The 19,313-nt window shown below is 73.8% G+C and carries 17 protein-coding genes and 1 pseudogene; 11 read left to right on the forward strand and 7 right to left on the reverse strand.

What is annotated here, in order from left to right; translation table 11 throughout:
- Positions 1-19 precede the first annotated feature (19 nt).
- Both QP089_RS17445 and QP089_RS17450 read left to right on the forward strand, forming a co-directional pair.
- On the forward strand, positions 20-1,009 hold the full coding sequence (locus QP089_RS17445) for an alpha/beta fold hydrolase (RefSeq protein ID WP_285912817.1): 990 nt from the start codon (positions 20-22) through the stop codon (positions 1,007-1,009).
- Between the two features lie 4 nt (positions 1,010-1,013).
- Positions 1,014-1,910 (forward strand): metal-dependent hydrolase, encoded by an 897-nt coding sequence (locus QP089_RS17450; protein WP_285912674.1) that lies wholly within the window; start codon positions 1,014-1,016, stop codon positions 1,908-1,910.
- Positions 1,911-1,986: 76 nt separating this feature from the next.
- Here the strand turns inward: QP089_RS17450 and QP089_RS17455 are convergent, their stop codons facing one another.
- The 4 genes and pseudogenes from QP089_RS17455 to QP089_RS17470 all read right to left on the reverse strand — a co-directional run bounded on the left by QP089_RS17455 (position 1,987) and on the right by QP089_RS17470 (position 4,426).
- Positions 1,987-3,273 carry a cytochrome P450 gene (locus tag QP089_RS17455; protein WP_285912675.1) on the reverse strand — a complete coding sequence of 429 codons (1,287 nt, stop codon included), beginning with the start codon at positions 3,271-3,273 and terminating at the stop codon, positions 1,987-1,989.
- A gap of 95 nt (positions 3,274-3,368) precedes the next feature.
- Positions 3,369-3,569, reverse strand: coding sequence for a hypothetical protein (locus QP089_RS17460; protein WP_285912676.1), 201 nt, complete (start codon positions 3,567-3,569; stop codon positions 3,369-3,371).
- 56 nt (positions 3,570-3,625) lie between these two features.
- Positions 3,626-4,081 (reverse strand): annotated as a pseudogene (locus QP089_RS17465) (YidC/Oxa1 family membrane protein insertase); the annotation flags it as partial.
- Positions 4,082-4,126: 45 nt separating this feature from the next.
- Positions 4,127-4,426, reverse strand: coding sequence for a DUF6412 domain-containing protein (locus QP089_RS17470; RefSeq protein WP_285912677.1), 300 nt, complete (start codon positions 4,424-4,426; stop codon positions 4,127-4,129).
- A 185-nt stretch (positions 4,427-4,611) separates the two neighbouring features.
- On the opposite strand from QP089_RS17470, the gene dut reads away from it, so the two are divergent.
- Positions 4,612-5,085: a dUTP diphosphatase gene (gene dut / locus QP089_RS17475; protein ID WP_285912678.1), complete on the forward strand. Its 474-nt coding sequence runs from the start codon at positions 4,612-4,614 to the stop codon at positions 5,083-5,085.
- A 3-nt stretch (positions 5,086-5,088) separates the two neighbouring features.
- On the forward strand, positions 5,089-5,922 hold the full coding sequence (locus QP089_RS17480; protein ID WP_285912679.1) for a DUF3710 domain-containing protein: 834 nt from the start codon (positions 5,089-5,091) through the stop codon (positions 5,920-5,922).
- Between the two features lie 274 nt (positions 5,923-6,196).
- Here QP089_RS17480 and QP089_RS17485 read toward each other — a convergent pair whose 3' ends face one another.
- Positions 6,197-6,898 carry a PIG-L deacetylase family protein gene (locus tag QP089_RS17485; protein WP_285912680.1) on the reverse strand — a complete coding sequence of 234 codons (702 nt, stop codon included), beginning with the start codon at positions 6,896-6,898 and terminating at the stop codon, positions 6,197-6,199.
- Positions 6,899-6,953: 55 nt separating this feature from the next.
- Here QP089_RS17485 and QP089_RS17490 point away from each other — a divergent pair, with 55 nt between their 5' ends.
- From QP089_RS17490 to QP089_RS17515, 6 genes are all read left to right on the forward strand, one after another.
- A complete protein-coding gene (locus tag QP089_RS17490; protein WP_285912681.1) occupies positions 6,954-11,024 on the forward strand; it encodes a HEAT repeat domain-containing protein in 4,071 nt (1,356 codons plus the stop codon).
- A 180-nt stretch (positions 11,025-11,204) separates the two neighbouring features.
- The gene (locus QP089_RS17495; RefSeq protein ID WP_285912682.1) at positions 11,205-12,017 is read left to right on the forward strand and encodes an ABC transporter ATP-binding protein; all 813 of its coding nucleotides are present in this window, start codon (positions 11,205-11,207) and stop codon (positions 12,015-12,017) included.
- A gap of 1 nt (position 12,018) precedes the next feature.
- The gene (locus QP089_RS17500) at positions 12,019-13,374 is read left to right on the forward strand and encodes an FtsX-like permease family protein (protein ID WP_285912683.1); all 1,356 of its coding nucleotides are present in this window, start codon (positions 12,019-12,021) and stop codon (positions 13,372-13,374) included.
- Between the two features lie 140 nt (positions 13,375-13,514).
- Positions 13,515-14,321 (forward strand): hypothetical protein, encoded by an 807-nt coding sequence (locus QP089_RS17505; RefSeq protein ID WP_285912684.1) that lies wholly within the window; start codon positions 13,515-13,517, stop codon positions 14,319-14,321.
- Positions 14,322-14,387: 66 nt separating this feature from the next.
- The gene (locus QP089_RS17510) at positions 14,388-14,810 is read left to right on the forward strand and encodes an OB-fold nucleic acid binding domain-containing protein (protein ID WP_446474044.1); all 423 of its coding nucleotides are present in this window, start codon (positions 14,388-14,390) and stop codon (positions 14,808-14,810) included.
- 61 nt (positions 14,811-14,871) lie between these two features.
- Positions 14,872-15,606 carry a DUF3159 domain-containing protein gene (locus QP089_RS17515; protein ID WP_446474045.1) on the forward strand — a complete coding sequence of 245 codons (735 nt, stop codon included), beginning with the start codon at positions 14,872-14,874 and terminating at the stop codon, positions 15,604-15,606.
- A gap of 83 nt (positions 15,607-15,689) precedes the next feature.
- On the opposite strand, the gene QP089_RS17520 is transcribed toward QP089_RS17515, so the two are convergent.
- Positions 15,690-16,349, reverse strand: coding sequence for a potassium channel family protein (locus QP089_RS17520; protein WP_285912685.1), 660 nt, complete (start codon positions 16,347-16,349; stop codon positions 15,690-15,692).
- Positions 16,349-17,014, reverse strand: coding sequence for a potassium channel family protein (locus tag QP089_RS17525; protein ID WP_285912686.1), 666 nt, complete (start codon positions 17,012-17,014; stop codon positions 16,349-16,351). Before QP089_RS17525 ends, QP089_RS17520 begins: the two co-directional genes overlap by 1 nt.
- A 225-nt stretch (positions 17,015-17,239) precedes the next feature.
- Between QP089_RS17525 and QP089_RS17530 the strand changes: the two genes are divergently transcribed.
- Complete coding sequence (locus tag QP089_RS17530) at positions 17,240-19,273, forward strand: APC family permease (protein ID WP_285912687.1); 2,034 nt, start codon at positions 17,240-17,242, stop codon at positions 19,271-19,273.
- Positions 19,274-19,313: the final 40 nt, after the last annotated feature.

A 19,313-nucleotide genomic window follows, 5' to 3' on the forward strand; every position in this document is an offset into this window, starting at 1 on the left:
GTCTAATTGGGTGGTGGGGATGGACGTGATGCCGCGCGGCGCGGCCGCCGTGAAGGCCGTGGACGTGAAGCAGAGGCGCGTGAAGGCGGGCGGGGTGAAGCTCGCCGTCCGCGAACGGGGGCCGCGGACGGCTCCCACGGTCGTGCTGGTGCACGGCTACCCCGACACCGCGGCGGTGTGGGAGCCGATCGCCGACCTGCTCGCCGAGGACTTCCACGTCGTGAGCTACGACGTGCGCGGCGCCGGCGGCTCGTCCCGCCCGCGCCGCACCAGGGCCTACGCCATGGAGAACCTCGCCGCCGACCTGCGCGCGGTGGTCGACGCGGTGTCGCCCGGCCGCCCCGTCCACCTGGCCGGCCACGACTGGGGCTCGGTGCAGGGCTGGGGCGCGGTCACCGGTGACCTCGTCGAAGGGCGCGTCGCCTCGTTCACCTCGATCTCCGGACCGTGCATCGAGCACTTCGGGCAGTGGGTGCGCGACCGGCTGCGCCGCCCGACGCCCCGGCACGTCCTGGAGCTGGCCGGGCAGTTCGCCCGCTCCTGGTACCTGGTGTTCGGCGCGGTCCCGGGCGTCCCGCAACTGGTCTGGCGGCTGGGCGGGGCGCGCCTGTTCCCGATCGCGATCGAGCGGATGGAGGGCATCGAGGGCTGGCACGCCGACACCTTCCAGAAGGACGCGCTGGACGGGATGAAGCTCTACCGCGCCAACGCAGTCCGCTTCCTGCGCCCCGGCTCGATGGCGACGACGCGGGTTCCGGTACAGGTCATCGCGCCGACGCGGGACGCGTTCGTCTCGCCGCACCAGTCCAAGGACGTCGGCCGCTACGTCGACCGGCTCTGGCGGCGGGAGATCCCGGCCGGCCACTGGGGCGCCGTCCGCAAGGACCCCGCGACGGTCGCCGCGTGGATCGCCGAGTTCGCCCGGCACATCGAGGGCGGCGCCGAGACGAACGGGCTGCGGCGTGCGCAGGTGCCCGTCCAGGGCGAGATCGTGGCGGCGGGGGAGTGACGGCATGAGCGAGATCGACGAGCGACACCCCGCCATCACCCCGCGCCGGGTGAAGTTCGACTGGACGGACACGCCGCTGCACTGGATCCCCGGCGAACCGGTCGCCACCCACTTCATCAACGTGCTGCACCTGCTGCTGCCCGCCGGCGAGCGGTGGTTCGTGCACGTCTACAAGCAGACGCTGCCCCTGGTGGAGGACGACGAGCGCCTGTACCGCGAGGTCAAGGGCTTCATGGGGCAGGAGGCCGTGCACGCCTACTCCCACCAGGGCGTCCTCGACCGGCAGATGCTCGCGCAGGGCCTCGACCCGCGCCCGCTGACCGACCGGATCGAGTGGATGTTCAAGCGGATCCTCGGCGACCGCTGCCCGGTGCCGCTGGTCCCGCGCCGCCGGTGGCTGGTCTTCCGGATCGGGATCATCGCCGCGATCGAGCACTACACGGCCGCGCTCGGCCAGTGGATCCTGGACGCCCGCGCGCTGGACGACGCCGGCGCCGACCCCACGATGATGGACCTGCTGCGCTGGCACGGCGCCGAGGAGGTCGAGCACCGCTCGGTGGCGTTCGACGTCTACGAGCACGTCGCCGGACGGTACTGGCTGCGGTTCATCGCGTTCTTCATCGGCGTGCTGGCGATGCCAATGATGGTGTACGTCGGCGCCGCGTACCTGTGCCGCGCCGACCCGGCGCTGAAGGGCGTCCGGCCGCGGATCCGCGACTACCGGCGCGCGGTGCGGCGCGGGCTGTTCCCCAGCAACCGGTTCATGGTCGCCGCCGCGCGCGCCTACCTGCGCCGCGACTACCACCCGTCCGCCGAATGCTCCACCGAGCGCGCCCTCGACTACCTGGCGGCCTCCCCGGCGGCACGCGCCGCCGGCCACGCGGGACGGCCGGGGACGTGAGCCGCGGCGGGCCCGGACGCCGTAAATCCGCGCCACGCCGGCCGGGCCCGCCGCACCCTTCCATCCCGTACGGGCGTCAGAACGTGCAGGGCAGGTGCTTGATCCCGTTGATGAAGCTGGAGAACAGCCGGTCCGGCTCGCCGGCCGCGCGGATCTGCGGCACCCGGGTGAACAGCTCCCGGTACATCACCGTGATCTCGCGCCGGGCCAGGTTCGCGCCGAGGCAGAAGTGCGGACCGGGCCCGCCGAACCCGACGTGCGGGTTGGGCGAGCGGGTGATGTCGAACGCGTCGGGGTTCTCGAAGACCGTCCCGTCCCGGTTGGCGGAGTTGTAGAAGAGCAGGACCTTGTCGCCCGCCTTGTACTCGTGGCCGTTCATCACGTGGTCGCGGGTCAGCGTCCGGCGGAACTGGATGACCGGCGTCGACATCCGGAGGATCTCCTCGATCGCGCCGGGGATGTGCCGGTCGAAGTCCTCCAGCAGCAGGGCGCGCTGCTCGGGGTTGTCGGTGAGCAGCTTCAGCCCGTGCGACATGGCGTTGCGGGTCGTCTCGTTGCCGGCCACGACCAGCAGGATGAAGAACGAGCCGATCTCCTGGTCGGTCAGCGACTCGCCGTCCACGTTCGCCGAGACCAGGGCCGACACCAGGTCGTCGCCGGGCCGCCTGCGGCGCAGCCGGGCCAGCTTCATCGCCAGGTGGTTCAGCTCGTACCCGGCCGCCAGCACCTTGAGCAGCCCGTACAGCGCGCCCATCCGGGTGATGCCGTCGCGGGTGAAGTCCTTGCCGCCGGAGTACTCGGGGTCGCCGAGGCCCAGGATGAGGTTCGTCCGGTCGTACACCATCGGGCGGACGTGCTCGGGGATGCCCATCATGTCGCAGATGACCTGGAGCGGCAGGCGCGCCGCGACGTCGGTGACGAAGTCGGCCGAGCCCTTGGCGACCAGGTCGTCGACGATCCGGGTCGCGGTCTTCTGGAGGTCGGCCTCCATCTTCTCCAGGATGCGCGGGGTGAACGCCCGCGACACGATCCGGCGGATCTTGGCGTGCCGCGGGTCGTCCATGTTGATCATCGAGCCGAAGTAGCGGGCCAGGAAGCGCGGCAGGTCGGCGATGCTGTTGGAGCACGGCTCGCTGCTGAAGATCTGCGGCGACCGGCTGGCCTCGACCACGTCGGCGTGCCGGGTGAGGGCGTAGAAGCCGGGGCCCGCCTTGACGAACGGCAGCTTCAGCTCCTGGAAGAACGCCGGATGGTCCCGCTCGCGCAGCCGGGCGAAGGCCGCCAGCCGCCGCTCCGGCGGCTCCGCCCAGAACTCCAGCGTGGACAGGTTGCCGTCGATCGTGTCCCGTGCCGCGGTCGTCACGCCCGCTCACCCGCCTTCGGCGCTGGCTCCAGAATGTGGTTCGGTTTCCATCGAAGCGACGTTGCCGGGCCGCCGTCAAGGCGGACCGGGCGATTTCAGGCCGCCGGCGCGACGATCCGCCGGTGCAGCACGGCCCGCTCGACGGCCGTCCAGGTGCCGGACGCCAGCAGGTACAGCCCGGCGGCCAGCGGCATGAACACCGCGAACACCACCGTCCCGAACGGCGCCACCCGCGCCAGGACGCCCGCCGCGCCCGCGCCCGCCGGAGCCGTCCGCGCCGCCGCCGCGACGACCACACCGCCAGCGCCGCCAGCAGCGCGAGCAGCCCGAAGAACACCAGCGACGGCGGCGCGAACAGCCCGCCGCCGGCCAGGCCGATCCAGTTCTGCCCCAGCGGCGCCCCGAGGAACGTGTGCGCGAGCAGCGCGTTCCGGTGCCCCGCCACCGTCGCCGAACGGAACAGCCGGTACATCACCATGAAGAACGGCACCTGGGCGAACATGGGCAGGCACCCCGTCAGCGGCGTCGCCCCCTCGGCCTCGTAGAGCGCGGCCGTCTCGCGCTGGAGCCGCCGGCGGTCCTTCCCGTGCCGCTTCTGCAAATCCTGGATCTTGGGCAGCAGGCGCGCCCGTGCCCGCTCGCCCTTGGCGGCCGAGACGGCGAGCGGCAGCATCGCCAGCCGCACCAGCAGCGTGAACACGACGATGGCGAGGGCCGCGGCCATCGGCCCGGCGACGGGGTGAAGGGCATCGGCCACGCCCGTGACGAGGGCGTACGCGTACGGAACGGGAGCATCGAACAGGAACATCAGAGCCTTCCGGATGAGAGGAGATCGATGGCGTGCCGGTCGCGCTCAGGCGGCCGCGATCTCCGCTCCCGGTGCTCTCGGACGGGGCCGTCCCGCCGCGTCCGGATCGCGCTGCGGCAGGAAGGCCGTCCGCAACGTCCGCTCCCGCAGGGTCGTCCGCACCTGCGCCGGCGTCGCCCGATGCCCGCGGCGCGCCGCGTGGACGCGCAGCGCCGTCAGCACCAGGAGCCCCGCCACGGTGAAGGTGGCCAGCGTCAGCAACGCCGGCGGCCCCGGCGCCGTCACCGACCATTCGGCCACGGCGAGCACCCGCAACAGCGCGGCGATCACCAGCGACCAGAACACGGAACGCCCTTTCTGGGGACACGAACGCCTCCAGTCTCCCACCTGTCCGCATTGTCCGGCGCGGGCGGCGGCGAAGAAGCCGGGGGCGGCGGCGTTTCAGGGACGGCCCGGCGCGGCCGTCCCGGTATTGTCGGGTGGCTTCTCGGCGGGACCGCCGGAATGCTCCCGAAGGCGAGGTGGGACCGTTGGGCAAGGTCGACGTACTGATCAAGCGGCTCGATCCGGAGCTGCCCCTGCCGCAGTACGCGCACGCGGGCGACGCGGGCGCCGACCTGGTCGCCGCCGAGGACGTCGAGCTGGCTCCGGGGGAGCGCGCCGTGGTGCCCACGGGCATGGCGATCGCGCTGCCCGACGGCTACGCCGCTTTCATTCACCCCCGGTCCGGTTTGGGCGCTAGGTTGGGGGTGACCATAGTCAACGCACCCGGTACGGTCGACGCCGGCTATCGGGGTGAGATCAAGGTGACCCTGCTGAACACCGACCCCCGCACCGCGGTGCGGTTGCGGCGCGGCGACCGCATCGCGCAGATGGTCGTGCAGCGGGTGGAGCAGGCTGTGTTCCACGAGGTCGCCGAACTTCCCGGATCGGCACGCGGAACCGGCGGATTCGGCTCCACGGGCGGGTTCGTCGATAATGAGCACAGTCGAGAAGGAGCGTGAGTCGTGGCTTTTGGACGTCGCCGGCAGGCCGAGGAGCCCGAGAAGGGGCCCGAGGTGAGCGAGGAGTCGGCGGAGGCCGTCGACGAGGCCGCCGAGGAGGCTCCCGCCGCGGCGGGCAAGTCCGAGGGCGGGCCGTGGGACTCCGAGGACTCCTTCCCCGAGATGCAGCGCCTGGACTTCGGCTCCATGCGCGTGCCCATCGCGCCCGGGCTCGGATTCCAGGTGAACTTCGAGGCCACCCAGGTCGATGAGGAGGGCAACCCCCTCGACGGCCGGCCCGTCGCGGTGCTGGTGCAGTACGAGGAGAGCGCCATGCAGCTCCAGGTGTTCGCCGCGCCCAAGCGCAGCGGCATCTGGGACGACGTGCGGCGCGAGACCGCCAAGGACATCCAGGAGGAGGCGCAGGGGCAGACCCAGGAGGGCGAGGGCCCGTTCGGCCCCGAACTGCTGGCGATGATCCCCGCCGCGCTGACCGAGGAGGTCCTCGCGGAGATGCCGCAGGAGGTCCGCGAGCAGATCCCGCAGGAGTTCGTCGACCAGGGCTGGGCGCCGCAGATCATCCGGTTCCTCGGCGTGGACGGCCCCCGCTGGTTCCTGCAGGCCGTGGTGCAGGGCGCCGCGATCGAGGACGAGGAGCAGTGGCAGGTCCTGGAGGACGTGCTGCGCGGCGTCGTCGTCGTCCGCGGCGACGCGCCGATGCCGCCCCGCGATCTGCTGGAGCTGCAGATCCCCAAGGAGTTCAGCGAGGCCGGGGAGAACGGCGAGGAGCAGGGCGAGGGCGGCGAGCAGAACTTCAACCCGTTCGAGCGCGGCCCCGAGATCACCGAGGTCCGCTGACCCGCTGCCCCTCGGGCGAGGGCACCCGCCGGGCCGTGCGCCGCATTTCGGGCGCACGCCCGGCGGGTTTCCGCGTTCCGACGGGCGCCGGTTCGCTTGCGTCCGGCGCCCATCGGGTGGTCAATCGGGACATGTCGAAGAGAACGCGGAAGCGCCGCGCCCGCAAGCGCGGCAAGCACAACAAGGGCAAGCGCCCCAACGCCCGGCACTGAGCGCCGGCCCGCCGCCCCGGTCAGGTTTCGATCACCACTGGTCAGGTTTCGATCATCACCGGTCAGGTCTCGATCATCTCGAAGGGCATGGCGTGCCGGACGCCGACCGCGCGCCCGGTCGGCTCGACGATGCCGGTGAGGAACGCGGCCGCGTCGAACTCCGCGCCGAGGTTGCCGAAGTACACCTCGTGCGCCAGCAGCGAGTCGACGCCGTCCTGCAGATGGCCGGTCACGTCCACGTAGTGCGCGGCCTGCGGCGACCCGCCGAACAGCGCGAACCGCACGCCCTGCCACGGCTCCAGGCCGAGGTCGCGGAACACCCAGCGGTTCGCCGCGTCCCGGATCGCGTCCGCGACCGCGAGGCCGAGCACCCGGTGGTCGGCCATGTTGAACCCGCCGCCGGGAAAGGTCTCGCGGAAGTTCACCGACAGCACCACCTCGGGCCGGTGCCGCCGGATCGCCGCCGCGAGGACGCGCCGCAGTGGCAGCCCGTACTCCAGCACGCCGTCCTCCAGATCGAGGAACTCGACGTTCCCGACGCCGACCCGGCGGGCCGCCTCGATCTGCTCCAGCGTGCGGACGCGGCGCACCTCGTCCGGGTCCATGCCGTCGATGCCCGCCTCACCGCGGGTCGCCAGCACCTCCGTCACGGTCTTGCCCTGCGACGTCCACTTCGCGACCGCCGTCGAGCCGCCGTACTCCAGGTCGTCGGGGTGCGCGACGATCGCCAGCGCCGTGCCCCAGTCCTCGGGTACCGGTTCCATGGGCTCCATCCTGGCGGATCGGCGGCCTCCCCGGTGGCCTCCTAGGATCGCCGGCATGACCACCGTGCCGGAATCCGTCCGCCTCGCCGGCCTCGCCGACGCCGGGATCGCGGCGGGCCCCGGCGCCGCACCGCCCGCGCCGACCGCGCTGGACGGGCCGCCCGAGGCCGCGCTGGCCCTGGCGCGCCTGCACTTGCGGGGCCTCGCCCGGTCCTGGCCGGACTGGCGGTCCGCCGGACTGCCCGTCGCGGTCCAGACCGCTTGGCTGAGCGCCGAGCTCGCCGCGGGACGCGCGAACGTCCGCGACGAACCGGCGGGCGAGCCGCTTTACCAGGCGGTGCGCGCGATTCGCGCGGCCGACGCGGACGACCCCGAGGCGCTCGTCCGGGACCTCGCCGCGCGGCCCGACGCCGTCCTGCGCGCCGAGGCCGTCCGGATCGCCCGGGACGCCCTGCACGCGGCCCTGCTGCCGCCCCGCACCGTCCGCGAGGTCCTGGCGGGGCTCGCCGGTGACGTCCCGGACGCGCTGCGCGAGCTGGCCGAACCCTGGGCGGCGCTCGACCCGCTGCCGCACGAGCGGGTCCGCCGCTACCTCGGCACCGGACCGGCGGACGCCGCGATCGAGGTCGCGGCCCGGCACGGGCACCGGGACCTGCTGCGCGACACGGCCGCCGACCCCGCCCAGGCCCCGATGCGGCGGCGCAGGGCGCTCGAACTGCTCGGCGACCTCGCGGGTCGCGACGACATCGACGACCTGCTCGCGACCGCCGTCCAGGACCCGCCGCTGCTCGCCGGGCCCGCCGTCACCTGCCTGCAGGGCCTGCACCGGCGCGGCCACTTCCCCGCCGGACGCCACGTCCCCGCGATCATCGGCCTCGCTCTCGCCGACCGGCGCGTCCCCGACGACGACGTCGCCGCGATCCTGTTCCCCGTCCGCCACGACGCGCTGCGCGAACTCACCGCGGCGGACGCCGGACACCGGCGCCGCCGGCTCGAACTCCTCGTCGCGCTCGACGCGCAGGGCACGCCGGGCCTCGGCGTGGCGGACGCCGTCGCGCGGCTGGCCCGGGACGCCTCCGACCCCCGCCCGTTCCTGCGGGCGCTGCGCGAACTGCGGGACCCGGCGGCGGAGGAGACCGTCCTCGCGCTGCTGCCCGCCGCGTCCCGCGAGGCGCTCGACGCCCTCGAAGCCGTCGGCGGCCCCCGGACGGCCGACGCCCTCTGGACCGGGCTCGGCCTCGACGGAGGCGACGTCGCCCCGCACCTGTCCCCGTTCCGGCACCGCGCCCTGGAACTGCTGTGGCACCTGAACCGCGATCCCGATCGGCGCAGCGCCCTGCTGGACCGGCTCGATCCCCGCGATCTGCCGCGCCGCATCGCCGACGACCTCGGCGGGCCCGACCCCCGCGAACTCGCCGTGCTCCGCGCCGCCCCCGATCCCGACGACCCCGCCGGGGCGCTGCGCCGGCTCGCCCGCAACGGCGACGCCACCACCCTGCCCGCCGTCGCCGACCTGCTGCTGCGCGTCGTGTCCGGCCTGGCCGCGTCGTGGACGCCGGGCGACCCCGGCCCCGAGCCCGCCGTGCCGGACGACGTCGTGACCGCCGTCCGCGGCCTCGGCGAACGGCTCTTCCGGCGCGGCGCGATCCGGCCGCGCTGCCTGCTGGACGCCGACGACCCGTCCGCCGCCGGGAACGCCCTGCTCGCGAGCACGGTCCTCGACCTGCTCGACCGGCCCGGCCTCCTGCCCGCCGAACAGGCGATCCTGCTCGGCGTCCTTCGCGGCGCCCCGTACCGGCGGACCAGGGCGCGCGTCCATCCGCTGCTCCGGCACCGCGACGGGCACGTCCGCGGCCACGCCATCGCGCTCTTCACCACCGACGCCGCGGGCGCCCGGGTGCTGTCGGCGACCCTGATCCCGCTCACGTCGTCGGACGACGCGCCGACCGTCCGGCAGGCGCTCCGCGCCTTGGCCGAGGCCCGCGCGACCTGGGCCGCCGCCGCGATCGCCGGTTGCCTCGACCATCCCGACATGAGCGTCAAGAAGACCGCGGCCGAGGCGCTCGCGGTGGCGGGAGGCCCGGCGGCCGTCCCGAAGACGCTGTTCTGGCTCGGCCGCCACGACAACCCCGGCCTGCGCGAACACCTCACGGACGCGCTGCGCGCCGTCCTCGGCGACGCGTCCGCCGCCGTCGTCCACGCGGCGGCGGACGCGGCCACCGACGACCGCACCCGCACCCTCCTCCGCGCCGCCCTCGCCCCCGGCGCTGCGCAGGAGGGGCAGGCCGCCGCTGACGTCCGCGGCCTCGTGGAGCATGGCTGGGACGCCGGGCTCGCCCGCCGCGTCCTCGACGCCCGGACGAACATCAAGGTGTTTTCCACCGACTTGCGCCCGCTGCTGCCGCGGTGGCTCGACCTCGCCTCGTCGGACCCGCGTGCGCTCCACCTCGCCGTTGAGATCTGCACCCCGCCGAGGACGGCGACGGAACTGGAGATCTTCGCGCGCTCCGCCACGCTCCTCGTCGAAGCCCTGGTCGCCGGCGGGCGACCCGAGCTTCTGGAGTTGGTGACGGAGGTGGCGTCGCGGCTCGGGGCGGGGGAGAGGTACCGGGTCGTCCAGCGGGTGCGGGCGCTGCCGCCGAGCACGAAGTCGATCACCCTGCTGAAGCTGTGCGGCGCGGTGGTGATGCGAGACGACCTGGAGCGGGCGCTCGCGGCGGCGCGGCGCCGCGACGACCCGGCGGCGGAGGAGAAAGCCGTCCTGCACACCGCGTTCGGGCAGGACGCACTGGACGGGACGGAGGCCGTACGCGACGCGATCAAGCGGGCGGCCCGCGATCCCGAAGAGCTGCGACGGCTCCGCGACAGCGCGGACGAACCCGCCCGGACCCTCCTCGACGCGCTGATCGACGCCTTCCCGGACGCTCCCGATGACGCGCGACCGCTGCTGCTCGACTGGATGGAGGCGCTCCAGCCGCTCGGCGCCCCGCCCTGGACGCTCGGGGAGACCCGCGAAGAGCCCGGCGCCAGGACGCCCCGGCCTGACGATCTCGACCAGCCGCCGTCCGAGGCGCAATGGCGGCGCCTGACGGCGATGCTGGACGACGGACCACCGGATCAGCGGACGCGGGCGGCCCGCGCGCTGCTCGACTGGCCCGGGCCCGAGGGCGGCCGCGCCGTCCTCCGGGCGTTCCTCGACGGAAAGGCCGGCGTGCCCGCCTCCCGGGAGCTGGCGCACGTCCTGCGGGACGAGCCCGACATTCCGGACGGTGAGCGCTTCGTCCGCCTGGCGGCCCACCTCTATGGAGCGGATCTCGACCGGTTCGTCCCGGCACTGCTGGCGCGCTGGGAACAGGGAGACGCAAAGGCCCGCGACGTCCTGTGGCAGGCGTCCGCCGACACCATCGCCGCAGCGATCGCCGAGCGGCTCGCAGACGGCGCATGGGGTCTCCTCGAACTCATCGCGGGACGGAAGGTGACCCGCACGCCGCCACTCGACCGGGCCGTTCGGCGGCTCCGCGACGAAGGACGCGACGACCTCGCGGACCGGCTCAACCTGGTGGACGGCCCGCTCCGGCCCCCCGGCGCCGCCGGCGAGGACGCGACCACGCTGGCGGCGATGCGCCGCCACGAACCGGTCCCGACGCGGGAGCCGTCGCCGGCGCTGCTGTTCCGGCAGGCGAGGGGCGGTGGCGCGAAGGAGGTGCGCCGCGCGCTCGCGCGCCTCGCCGAGCGCCGCGAGGACGGCCTGGATGAGCTGCTCGCCGAACTGATCGGCCACCGCGAGACGAAGGTCCGGCTGCACGCGCACCGGGTGTCGCGTCGGGTGCTGAGCCGCGCCGCGTACCTGGACCAGACCGTCCGGCTGCTGGACGATCCCGAGCCCGAGGTCGTCCGTTCGGCGATCCGGACGCTGAGCCACGCGGCGTGGGAGCCCGCGATCCCCGGGCTGGTCGGCCTGCTCCTGCATCCGAGCACGCACGTCCGGCGGGCCGCCGAGGACGGGCTCGTCCGCTTTGGTCCGGCAGCCGTCCCCGCGCTGCGGCACGCCGCCGGACGCGCCAGGCCCGACCTCAGATCCCGCTATACCGCCCCGTTGGCGCAGATCAACGCGTCGGAAGCATGATCGCCGCGGAAGGCCGCAGCCGCCGGGCACGCCGCGCTGCGGCGGAGGCGGCGCCGGTCGGGGGTGGGGTTTTGCCTACCTTGATCGGCGTGCTGGGCCCATCCTCCGGGGCCTTCGCCGTCCGTAGTTTCGTCTTCGAAGGCGCTCCACGAGGGGGTGCCGGGCGGAGAGGTGAAGGCGATGTTCGGACGCAAGGCGCACCAAGGGGGGACGGCCCCGTCCCCGGGTGAGGCGCTTCGGCTGGAGGACGTGCGGAAGGTCTACGGCTCGGAGGGCAACCGCGTGGTGGCGCTGGACGGGGTGTCGCTGTCGCTGCCGTCCGGGTCGTTCACCGCGGTGATGGGCCCGTCCGGGTCGGGCAAGAGCACGCTGCTGCAGTGCGCGGCGGGGCTGGACCGGCCGAGCGCCGGCCGGGTCGTGGTGGACGGCGCCGAGCTGTCCGGCGACGGCGAGGCGGCGCTGACGAAGTTCCGGCGGGAGCGGATCGGGTTCGTGTTCCAGCAGTTCAACCTGATGCCGACCCTGACCGTCATGCAGAACGTGACGCTGCCGCTGAAGCTCGCGGGCCGCCGCGTCGACCGGGCCAGGGCGCGCGAGATCCTCGGGCGGGTCGGGCTCGGCGACCGGCTCGGGCACCTGCCGGCCGAGCTGTCGGGCGGGCAGCAGCAGCGGGTCGCGATCGCGCGGGCGCTGGTGACCGAGCCGCGGATCCTGTTCGGGGACGAGCCGACCGGCGCGCTCGACACCCGCAGCGCCCGCGAGGTCCTCGGGCTGCTGCAGGAGGCCGTCCGGGTGTACGGGCGGACGGTGGTGATGGTGACCCACGACCCGGTCGCCGCCGCGCACGCCGACGCGGTGCTGTACCTGGCGGACGGGCGGATCGTCGGCCACCAGCTCGCGCCGACCGCCGAGACGGTCGCCGAGCGGATGACGCACCTGGCCGACGAGGTCGAGCTGCAGCGGGCCCCGGGCCGCGCGAAGGCGGGGGTGTGACATGTTCGGACTGGCACTGCGGTCCCTGCGCAAGCGCGCGGGCGCGTTCACGGCGAGTTTCCTGTCCATGTTCCTCGGCTCGGCGATCATCATGGCGTTCGCCTCGATGTTCGACACGGCGGAGGCGAGCGGGGCGACCGGGCAGACCCGGTCCACCCTCACCACGATGGCGGCGGTGGTCGGCGGCTGGGGGCTGCTGCTGGTGGTCTTCGCGGTCACCTCCACGCTGACCCTGGCGGTGCGGCAGCGGGCGGCGGAGACGGCGCTGCTGAAGAGCGTCGGCGCGACCCCGGCGCAGCTCACCCGGATGATCGTCGGCGAGGCGGCGGGCCTGGCGGTGGCGGCGGCGCTGCTCGCCGTTGTCCCCGGCGCGCTGGCCGGGCGCGGCCTGCTCGCGCTGCTGCACGGCACCGGCCAGGTGCCGGGCGAGGTGTCCTACTCCTTCGGGGCGGTCGCGCTCGGCACCGGCGCCGGCGTCACCTTCGCCTCCGCCACGATCGCCGCGCTGATCACCGCGCGCCGCGCCGCCCGCGTCCGGGTCACCGAGTCGCTGATGGCGGCCGCCACCGACACCGGGCGGCTGAGCAGGAAGCGCGCCGTGTTCGCCGGGCTGTTCCTGTTCCTGGCGGTGAACGAGGCCGTCGTGACGATGACGATGATGCGCGGCAAGGGCAGCGACGTGATGGCGACGTCCGGCCAGGCCGACATCCTCGCCGCGATCGGGCTGGCACTGCTCGCCCCGGTGATCGTCCGGCGGGCGACGGCGCTGCTGGCCCGGCCGCTGCGGGCCTTCGGCGTCGCCGGCGACCTCGCGGTGACCAACCTGCGGCGCCGGACGGGCGCGATGGCGTCCGCGGTGACCCCGGTCGTGCTGTTCACCGGCATCGCGGTCGGGACGCTGTTCCTGCAGGCCACCGAGAACGCCGCGATGGACGACTCGGGCCTGGCCAAGACCGCCGACCAGAAGGGCGTCGAGACGCTGAACCTGGTGGTCATCGGGATGGTGGTGCTGTTCGCCGCGATCATGCTGGTGAACACGCTGGTCGCGGCGACCGCGCACCGGCGCCGCGAGTTCGGCCAGGCCCGGCTGGCGGGCGCGACCCCGGGGCAGGTGCTCGGCACGGTGGCGCTGGAGTCGGCGGCGCTGACGCTCATCGGCGTGGTGTGCGGGACGGTCGCCTCGGTCTTCACGATCGTCCCCTTCGGTGTGGCCCGCCGGGGCTCGGCCGTCCCGGACGGCAGCGTCTGGATCTACGTCGGGGTCGTCGCCCTCGCGGCGCTCCTGACCGGGGTCACGGCGCTCGGCTCCGCCCGCCGCACCCTCCGCACCCCCGCGGTGGAGGCCGTCACGGCCTGACCGGACCCCGCCTCGCCCGCGGTGCGCCGCGCTCGCCCTCGCGAGCACGGCGCACCGCGGGCGTTTGTGCTTCCGGGCGCCGTCGCGCATACTGGGTGAGTACTCACTCATTTCTGGAGGGGACATGGACGGAACGGCCGGTGCGGTCCGCGGCGGGCTTCCCCTGGCGGACGCCGCGCGCGGTCCCGGGCTTCTGGACGGCCGGGCGCCCCATCGAGCGCGCCTGCTACGCCGTCGGCGCGCTGCTGATGCTCGGCGGGCTGTTCCACCTGCTGGTGTTCGCCGTGGACGGCGGCCCCTGGACGGGACCCGTGTCCTGGCGCAAGCCCGTCACGTTCGGCCTGTCGTTCGGGCTGACGCTGATCACCATCGCCTGGGCGGGCTCGTTCGTCGCGCTCGGCGAGCGCGCCCGGCGAATCCTGCTCGGGGTGTTCGCGGCCGACTGCGTCGCCGAGGTCGCGCTGATCACCGTGCAGGCGTGGCGGAAGGTCCCGTCCCACTTCAACATGGAGACCTCCTTCGACACGCTCGTCACGCGCATGCTCGCGGCGGGCGGCGCGATCCTGGTGATCACGCTCGTCACGCTGACCGTCGCCGCGTTCCGCGCGAACCCCGGCACCGCGCCGAGCATGCGGCTCGCGCTGCGCGCCGGGTTCGCCGCGCTCATGCTCGCGCTGGCGTCCGGCGCCGCGATGATCGCCAGGGGAGTGGCCGAGGCGCAGAGCGGCCACCAGCAGGCCGCCTACCAGGTCGCCGTCGCGCTCAAGCCCGCCCACTTCGTGACGATGCACGCCGTCCTGGTGCTGCCGGCGCTGGCCTGGCTGCTCACCTTCACGCGCCTCGGCGAGGCCCGCCGCGTCCGGACCGTCGCGCTCGCGACCTCCGCCTACGCCGTCGTGGCCGCCGCCGTCATCGCCGTGTCCGCCGTGCGTTTCGCCACCGGCTGAGACGGGCCGCCGAACCCGGAAGGTCCGGCGGTCCGATTCACACCGGGATGCCATACGCTTCCACTTATGGACGACGTTTCGGCCGGCACCCCGCCGGAGACCGACCCGGCCCCGCCGGAACGGGGCAAGGGCGGACTGCGGCGCTTCCTGCGGCGCATGGGGGCGAGCAAGGCCGAGCTCGAAGCCGAGGAACTGCAGAAGACGACCGGTGACGAGGGCGCGACCCCCATCACCGCATGTTCGGCGCGCAAGCGGCACTGCGTGGCGGGTACGCTGCGTACGGTGACCCTCCGGCCCCGGGGCGGCGCCCCCGCGCTGGAGGCCGAGCTCTACGACGGCACCGACGTGATCAACCTGGTCTGGCTCGGCCGGCGGCGGATCGCCGGCATCGACCCGGGCCGCCGGCTGCGCGCCGAGGGGCTGGTCAGCGTGCAGGACGGGCGCAAGGTCATGTTCAATCCGCGATACGAGCTGCGCGGCGGCTCCTGACCCGGCCGCACCCCGCGGTCCCGGGGGACGTCCCGCGCAGCGCCACGGCCTGGAGTGCGATGTGAGCGAACGGGAAGCGACAGAGACGGCGGCCGGCGCCGACGCGTCCGGCCCCGCGGCCGCGCCCGGCGGCAGCGCGCACGACACCGTCGAGGCGGCGGTGCGCGCCCAGCTCACCAAGGCGCTCGGCGGCGTCCGCGGCATGGTCGAGGCGGCCGTGCCCACCATCGGCTTCACAGCGACCTACGTCGCCGCCGAGGACATCAAGCTCGCCGTCGGCGTCGGGATCGGCGCGGCGCTGGTCCTGCTGGTCGTCCGCGTCGTGCAGCGCACCAGCGTGCAGTTCGTCCTCAACAGCCTCGTCGGCATCGCGATCGCGGCGTTCTTCGCGCTGCGCTCCGGCAAGGCCGAGGACGCGTTCCTGCCCGGCATCATGCTGAACGCCGGCTACGCCGCCGCGATGATCTTCTCGATCGCGGTGCGCTGGCCGATCGTCGGGTTCATCATCGGCTCGGTCACCGGCGACCCGACCGCCTGGCGGGCCGACCCCGGCATCGTGCGGCTGTGCTCCCGGCTGACCTGGCTGCTGGTGCTGCCGTGCGCGCTGCGGGTCGCCGTGCAGTACCCGATCTACCTGGCCGCCGGCGACCAGAGCGGGCTGCTCGGCCCCGCGAAGATCGTGATGGGCTGGCCGCTGCAGGTCGCCGCGCTGGCCTCGATGGCGTGGCTGCTCGCCCGCGGCCGCACCCCGCTGCCCGCCGGCGACGCCGAGCGCGGCGGGCCCCGGACCGGCTGAACCGCCCGGCCGCGGGGCCGCGAGCACGCCGGAGGGGGACGGGCCCGGCCCGTCCCCCTCCGCACGTCATCCCGCCCGGGCCGTCATCGGCCGCCGAGCAGCCCCGCCAGCTCGTCCTCCACGTCCTGGCTGGCCACGAACATCAGCTCGTCGCCCGGCTCCAGGGTGTCGTCGGGCGTCGGCACCAGCACCCGCCCCTCCCGCAGGATCGCGACCAGCGCCGTGTCGCGCGGCCAGCTCACCGAGCCGACCCGCTCGCCGCCCAGCGGCGCGTTCTCGGGCAGCGTCAGCTCCACCAGGTTCGCCTCGCCCTGCCGGAACGTCATCAGCCGGACCAGGTCGCCGACGCTGACGGCCTCCTCCACCAGCGCCGACAGCAGCCGCGGCGTGGACACCGCGACGTCCACCCCCCACGACTCGTTGAACAGCCACTCGTTGTTCGGGTGGTTGATCCGCGCCACCACCCGCGGCACCCCGTACTCGGTCTTGGCCAGCAGCGACACCACCAGGTTGACCTTGTCGTCGCCGGACGAGGCGACCACCACCTGGCAGCGCTCCAGCGCCGCGTCGTCCAGCGCGGAGATCTCGCACGCGTCGGCCAGCAGCCACTCCGCGCGCGGCACCATCTCGACCTTGATGGCCTTCGGGCTCTTGTCGATCAGGAGCACCTCGTGGCCGTTCTCCAGCAGCTCCTGGGCGATGGAGCGCCCCACGGCGCCGGCCCCGGCGATCGCGACCCGCATCAGGCGCCCTCCTCGTTCCGCGCCGCGACCGCGGCGTTGATCCGCTCGACCTCGTCCGCGCGCGCGATGATGTGCACGATGTCGCCGTCCTGGACCACCGTGTTGCGCTCGGGCACGAGCGCCTCGCCCATCCGGGACAGGAACGCCACCCGGCAGTTCGCGTGCTCCTCCAGCGCGCCGACCTTCTCGCCGACCCACAGGTGCCCCGAGTCCAGCTCGGCGAGCAGCACCGCGCCGGTCGGGTCGCGCCACAGCGGCTCGGCGCCCTCGGGCAGCAGCCGGCGCAGGATCTGGTCGGCCGTCCAGCGGACCGTCGCCACCGTCGGGATGCCGAGCCGCTGGTACACCTCGGCGCGCCGGGGGTCGTAGATCCGGGCCACCACGTTGTCGACGCCGAACGTCTCGCGGGCCACCCGGGCCGAGATGATGTTGGAGTTGTCGCCGCTGCTGACGGCGACGAACGCGTCCGCGTTCTCGATCCCCGCCTCGACGATCACATCGCGGTCGAAGCCGAACCCGGTGATGCGGCGGCCCTTGAAGCCGCTGCGCAGCCGGCGGAACGCCTCCGGGCTCTGGTCGATGATGGCCACCGTATGGCCCTTGTCCTCGAGGATGTGGGCGAGCGTCGACCCGACCCGCCCGCACCCCATGATCACGATATGCACGGCCGTTCCCTCTTCCGTCCAGGGGGGACGTCCCCCCTGTACCCCCCGCGCCGTGCACGGCATCCGCCGCCGGTCCGCCGGCGCCGTGCTGCACCCGAGGATCGCTTTCCAGATTGATCCCTGCCGGGCTGCAAAACTACACATCCGCCCAGGCGAGCACTACCCGCCCTGCCAGTGGCCGGGGGCGGGGGAGCATACCGGGCGGACGGGCTAGGCTCTCCTTCCGTGTCAAAGGTTCCGGACCTTGCGAAGCGGCTGATCCTCGGCCGCGCCCTGAGCAGCGCCCAGCAGCACGAGCAGCTGCTCAAGAAGAGGGTCGCGCTGCCGATCTTCGCCAGCGACGCCCTGTCGTCGGTGGCGTACGCCCCCCAGGAGATCCTGCTCGCGCTCGCCGCGGCGGGTCTCGCGACCTACCACTACACCCCCTGGGTCGCCGCGGCGGTCGTGGTGATCCTGCTCACCGTGGTCGCCTCCTACCGGCAGAACGTCCGGGCCTATCAGAGCGGCGGCGGCGACTTCGAGGTCGCCACCACCAACCTCGGCGGGAACTGGGGCGTGGTCGTCGCCAGCGCGCTGCTGGTCGACTACGTCATGACCGTCGCGGTCTCGGTGTCGTCCGGGGTGGAGAACCTCGGCGCGCTGCTGAAGTTCATGCAGCCGCACGAGGTGGCCGTCGCGATCGGCATCGTCGTGCTGCTCACCATCGGCAACCTGCGCGGCCTCAAGGAGGCCGGCGTCGCCTTCGCGATCCCGACCTACCTGTTCATGTTCTCGATCGTCGCCATGCTGCTGTGGGGCCTCGCCCGGCTGGTGCTGGGCACGAACCTGGACGCGGAGACCGCGCACTACGAGATCCACGGGGACGAGACGGGCGTCGCCGGGTTCGCCCTGGTGTTCCTGCTCCTGAGAGCGTTCTCCTCCGGCTGTGCGGCGCTCACCGGCGTCGAGGCGATCAGCAACGGCGTGCCCGCGTTCCGCAAGCCCAAGGGCGAGAACGCCGCCAAGACCCTGCTGGCGCTCGGCGTCGTCGCGATGACGATGTTCGGCGGGGTGACCGCGTTCGCCTACATCACGCACGCCAAGTTCGCCGCGCCCGACCAGGGCAGCCATCTGATCAACCCGGCCACCGGCAAGGAGGTCACCGACGCCGACCCGGTGATCGCCCAGGTCGCGCACTCGGTGTTCAGCAACTTCGAGGTCGGGTTCGGGCTGGTCACCGTGATGACCGCGCTGATCCTGTTCCTCGCCGCCAACACCGCGTTCAACGGGTTCCCGGTGCTGGCGTCCGTGCTCGCGCAGAACCGCTACCTGCCGCGCCAGCTGCACACCCGCGGCGACCGGCTGGCCTTCAGCAACGGCATCATCATCCTGGCCACCATGGCCGGGCTGCTGATCTACGCCTACGACGCGTCCGTCAGCCGGCTGATCCCGCTGTACACCGTCGGGGTGTTCGTCTCCTTCACCGTCAGCCAGGTCGGCATGGTCCGGCACTGGAACCGGCTGCTGACCACCGAGACCGACGCGGCGCAGCGGCGGCGGATGCGCACCTCCCGCGCCATCAACGCCTTCGGCGCGACGCTCACCGGCATCGTCCTCGTCGTCGTGCTGCTCACCAAGTTCCTGCTCGGCGCCTACATCGTGTGCATCGCGATGCCGGTGCTGTTCCTGCTGATGAGGGCGATCCGGCGGCACTACGACCGGGTCGCCGAGGAGCTGGTCCCCTCCGGGGAGGACGTGGCGCTGCCCGCCCGCAACCACGCGATCGTCCTCGTCTCCAAGATCCACAAGCCGACGCTGCGGGCGCTGGCCTACGCCCGCGCGACCCGCCCGTCCTCGCTGGAGGCCGTCACGGTCGCGGTGGACGCCGAGGAGTCGCAGCGGCTCCAGCAGGAGTGGGACGCCCTGGACATGCCGGTCCCGCTGAAGATCCTCGACTCCCCGTACCGGGAGATCACCCGGCCCGTGCTGGCCTACGTCAAGAGCGTCCGGCGGCGCAGCCCCCGCGACGTCGTCACCGTCTTCATCCCCGAGTACGTCGTCGGCCACTGGTGGGAGCAGCTCCTGCACAACCAGAGCGCGCTGCGGCTGAAGGGCCGGCTGCTGTTCCAGCCCGGCGTCATGGTCACCAGCGTCGCCTGGCAGCTGCACTCCTCCGACCGGCTGAAGGGCCGGGTGGAGCCGCCCGGCCCGGGCTCGTCCCGGCGGCCGCCGCGGGTCGAAGCGCGCCCGTCCGGCGGTAGTGTTGCCGACCGTGACTGAACGCGACGAAGTCGCCCCGGGGGGCGTGGGGGGTCGTCCC

The organism is Actinomadura opuntiae (genome assembly GCF_030283205.1).
Taxonomy (GTDB): domain Bacteria; phylum Actinomycetota; class Actinomycetes; order Streptosporangiales; family Streptosporangiaceae; genus Spirillospora.

Excerpts from the sequence above, each read along its gene's own strand:
- QP089_RS17445 (WP_285912817.1), top strand. The coding sequence starts at position 20 with ATGGACGTGATGCCGCGCGGCGCGGCCGCCGTGAAGGCCGTGGACGTG.
- QP089_RS17495 (WP_285912682.1), top strand. The coding sequence starts at position 11,205 with ATGTTCGGACGCAAGGCGCACCAAGGGGGGACGGCCCCGTCCCCGGGT.
- QP089_RS17510 (WP_446474044.1), top strand. The coding sequence starts at position 14,388 with ATGGACGACGTTTCGGCCGGCACCCCGCCGGAGACCGACCCGGCCCCG.
- QP089_RS17485 (WP_285912680.1), bottom strand. The coding sequence starts at position 6,898 with ATGGAACCGGTACCCGAGGACTGGGGCACGGCGCTGGCGATCGTCGCG.
- QP089_RS17450 (WP_285912674.1), top strand. The coding sequence starts at position 1,014 with ATGAGCGAGATCGACGAGCGACACCCCGCCATCACCCCGCGCCGGGTG.
- QP089_RS17500 (WP_285912683.1), top strand. The coding sequence starts at position 12,019 with ATGTTCGGACTGGCACTGCGGTCCCTGCGCAAGCGCGCGGGCGCGTTC.
- QP089_RS17520 (WP_285912685.1), bottom strand. The coding sequence starts at position 16,349 with ATGCGGGTCGCGATCGCCGGGGCCGGCGCCGTGGGGCGCTCCATCGCC.
- QP089_RS17490 (WP_285912681.1), top strand. The coding sequence starts at position 6,954 with ATGACCACCGTGCCGGAATCCGTCCGCCTCGCCGGCCTCGCCGACGCC.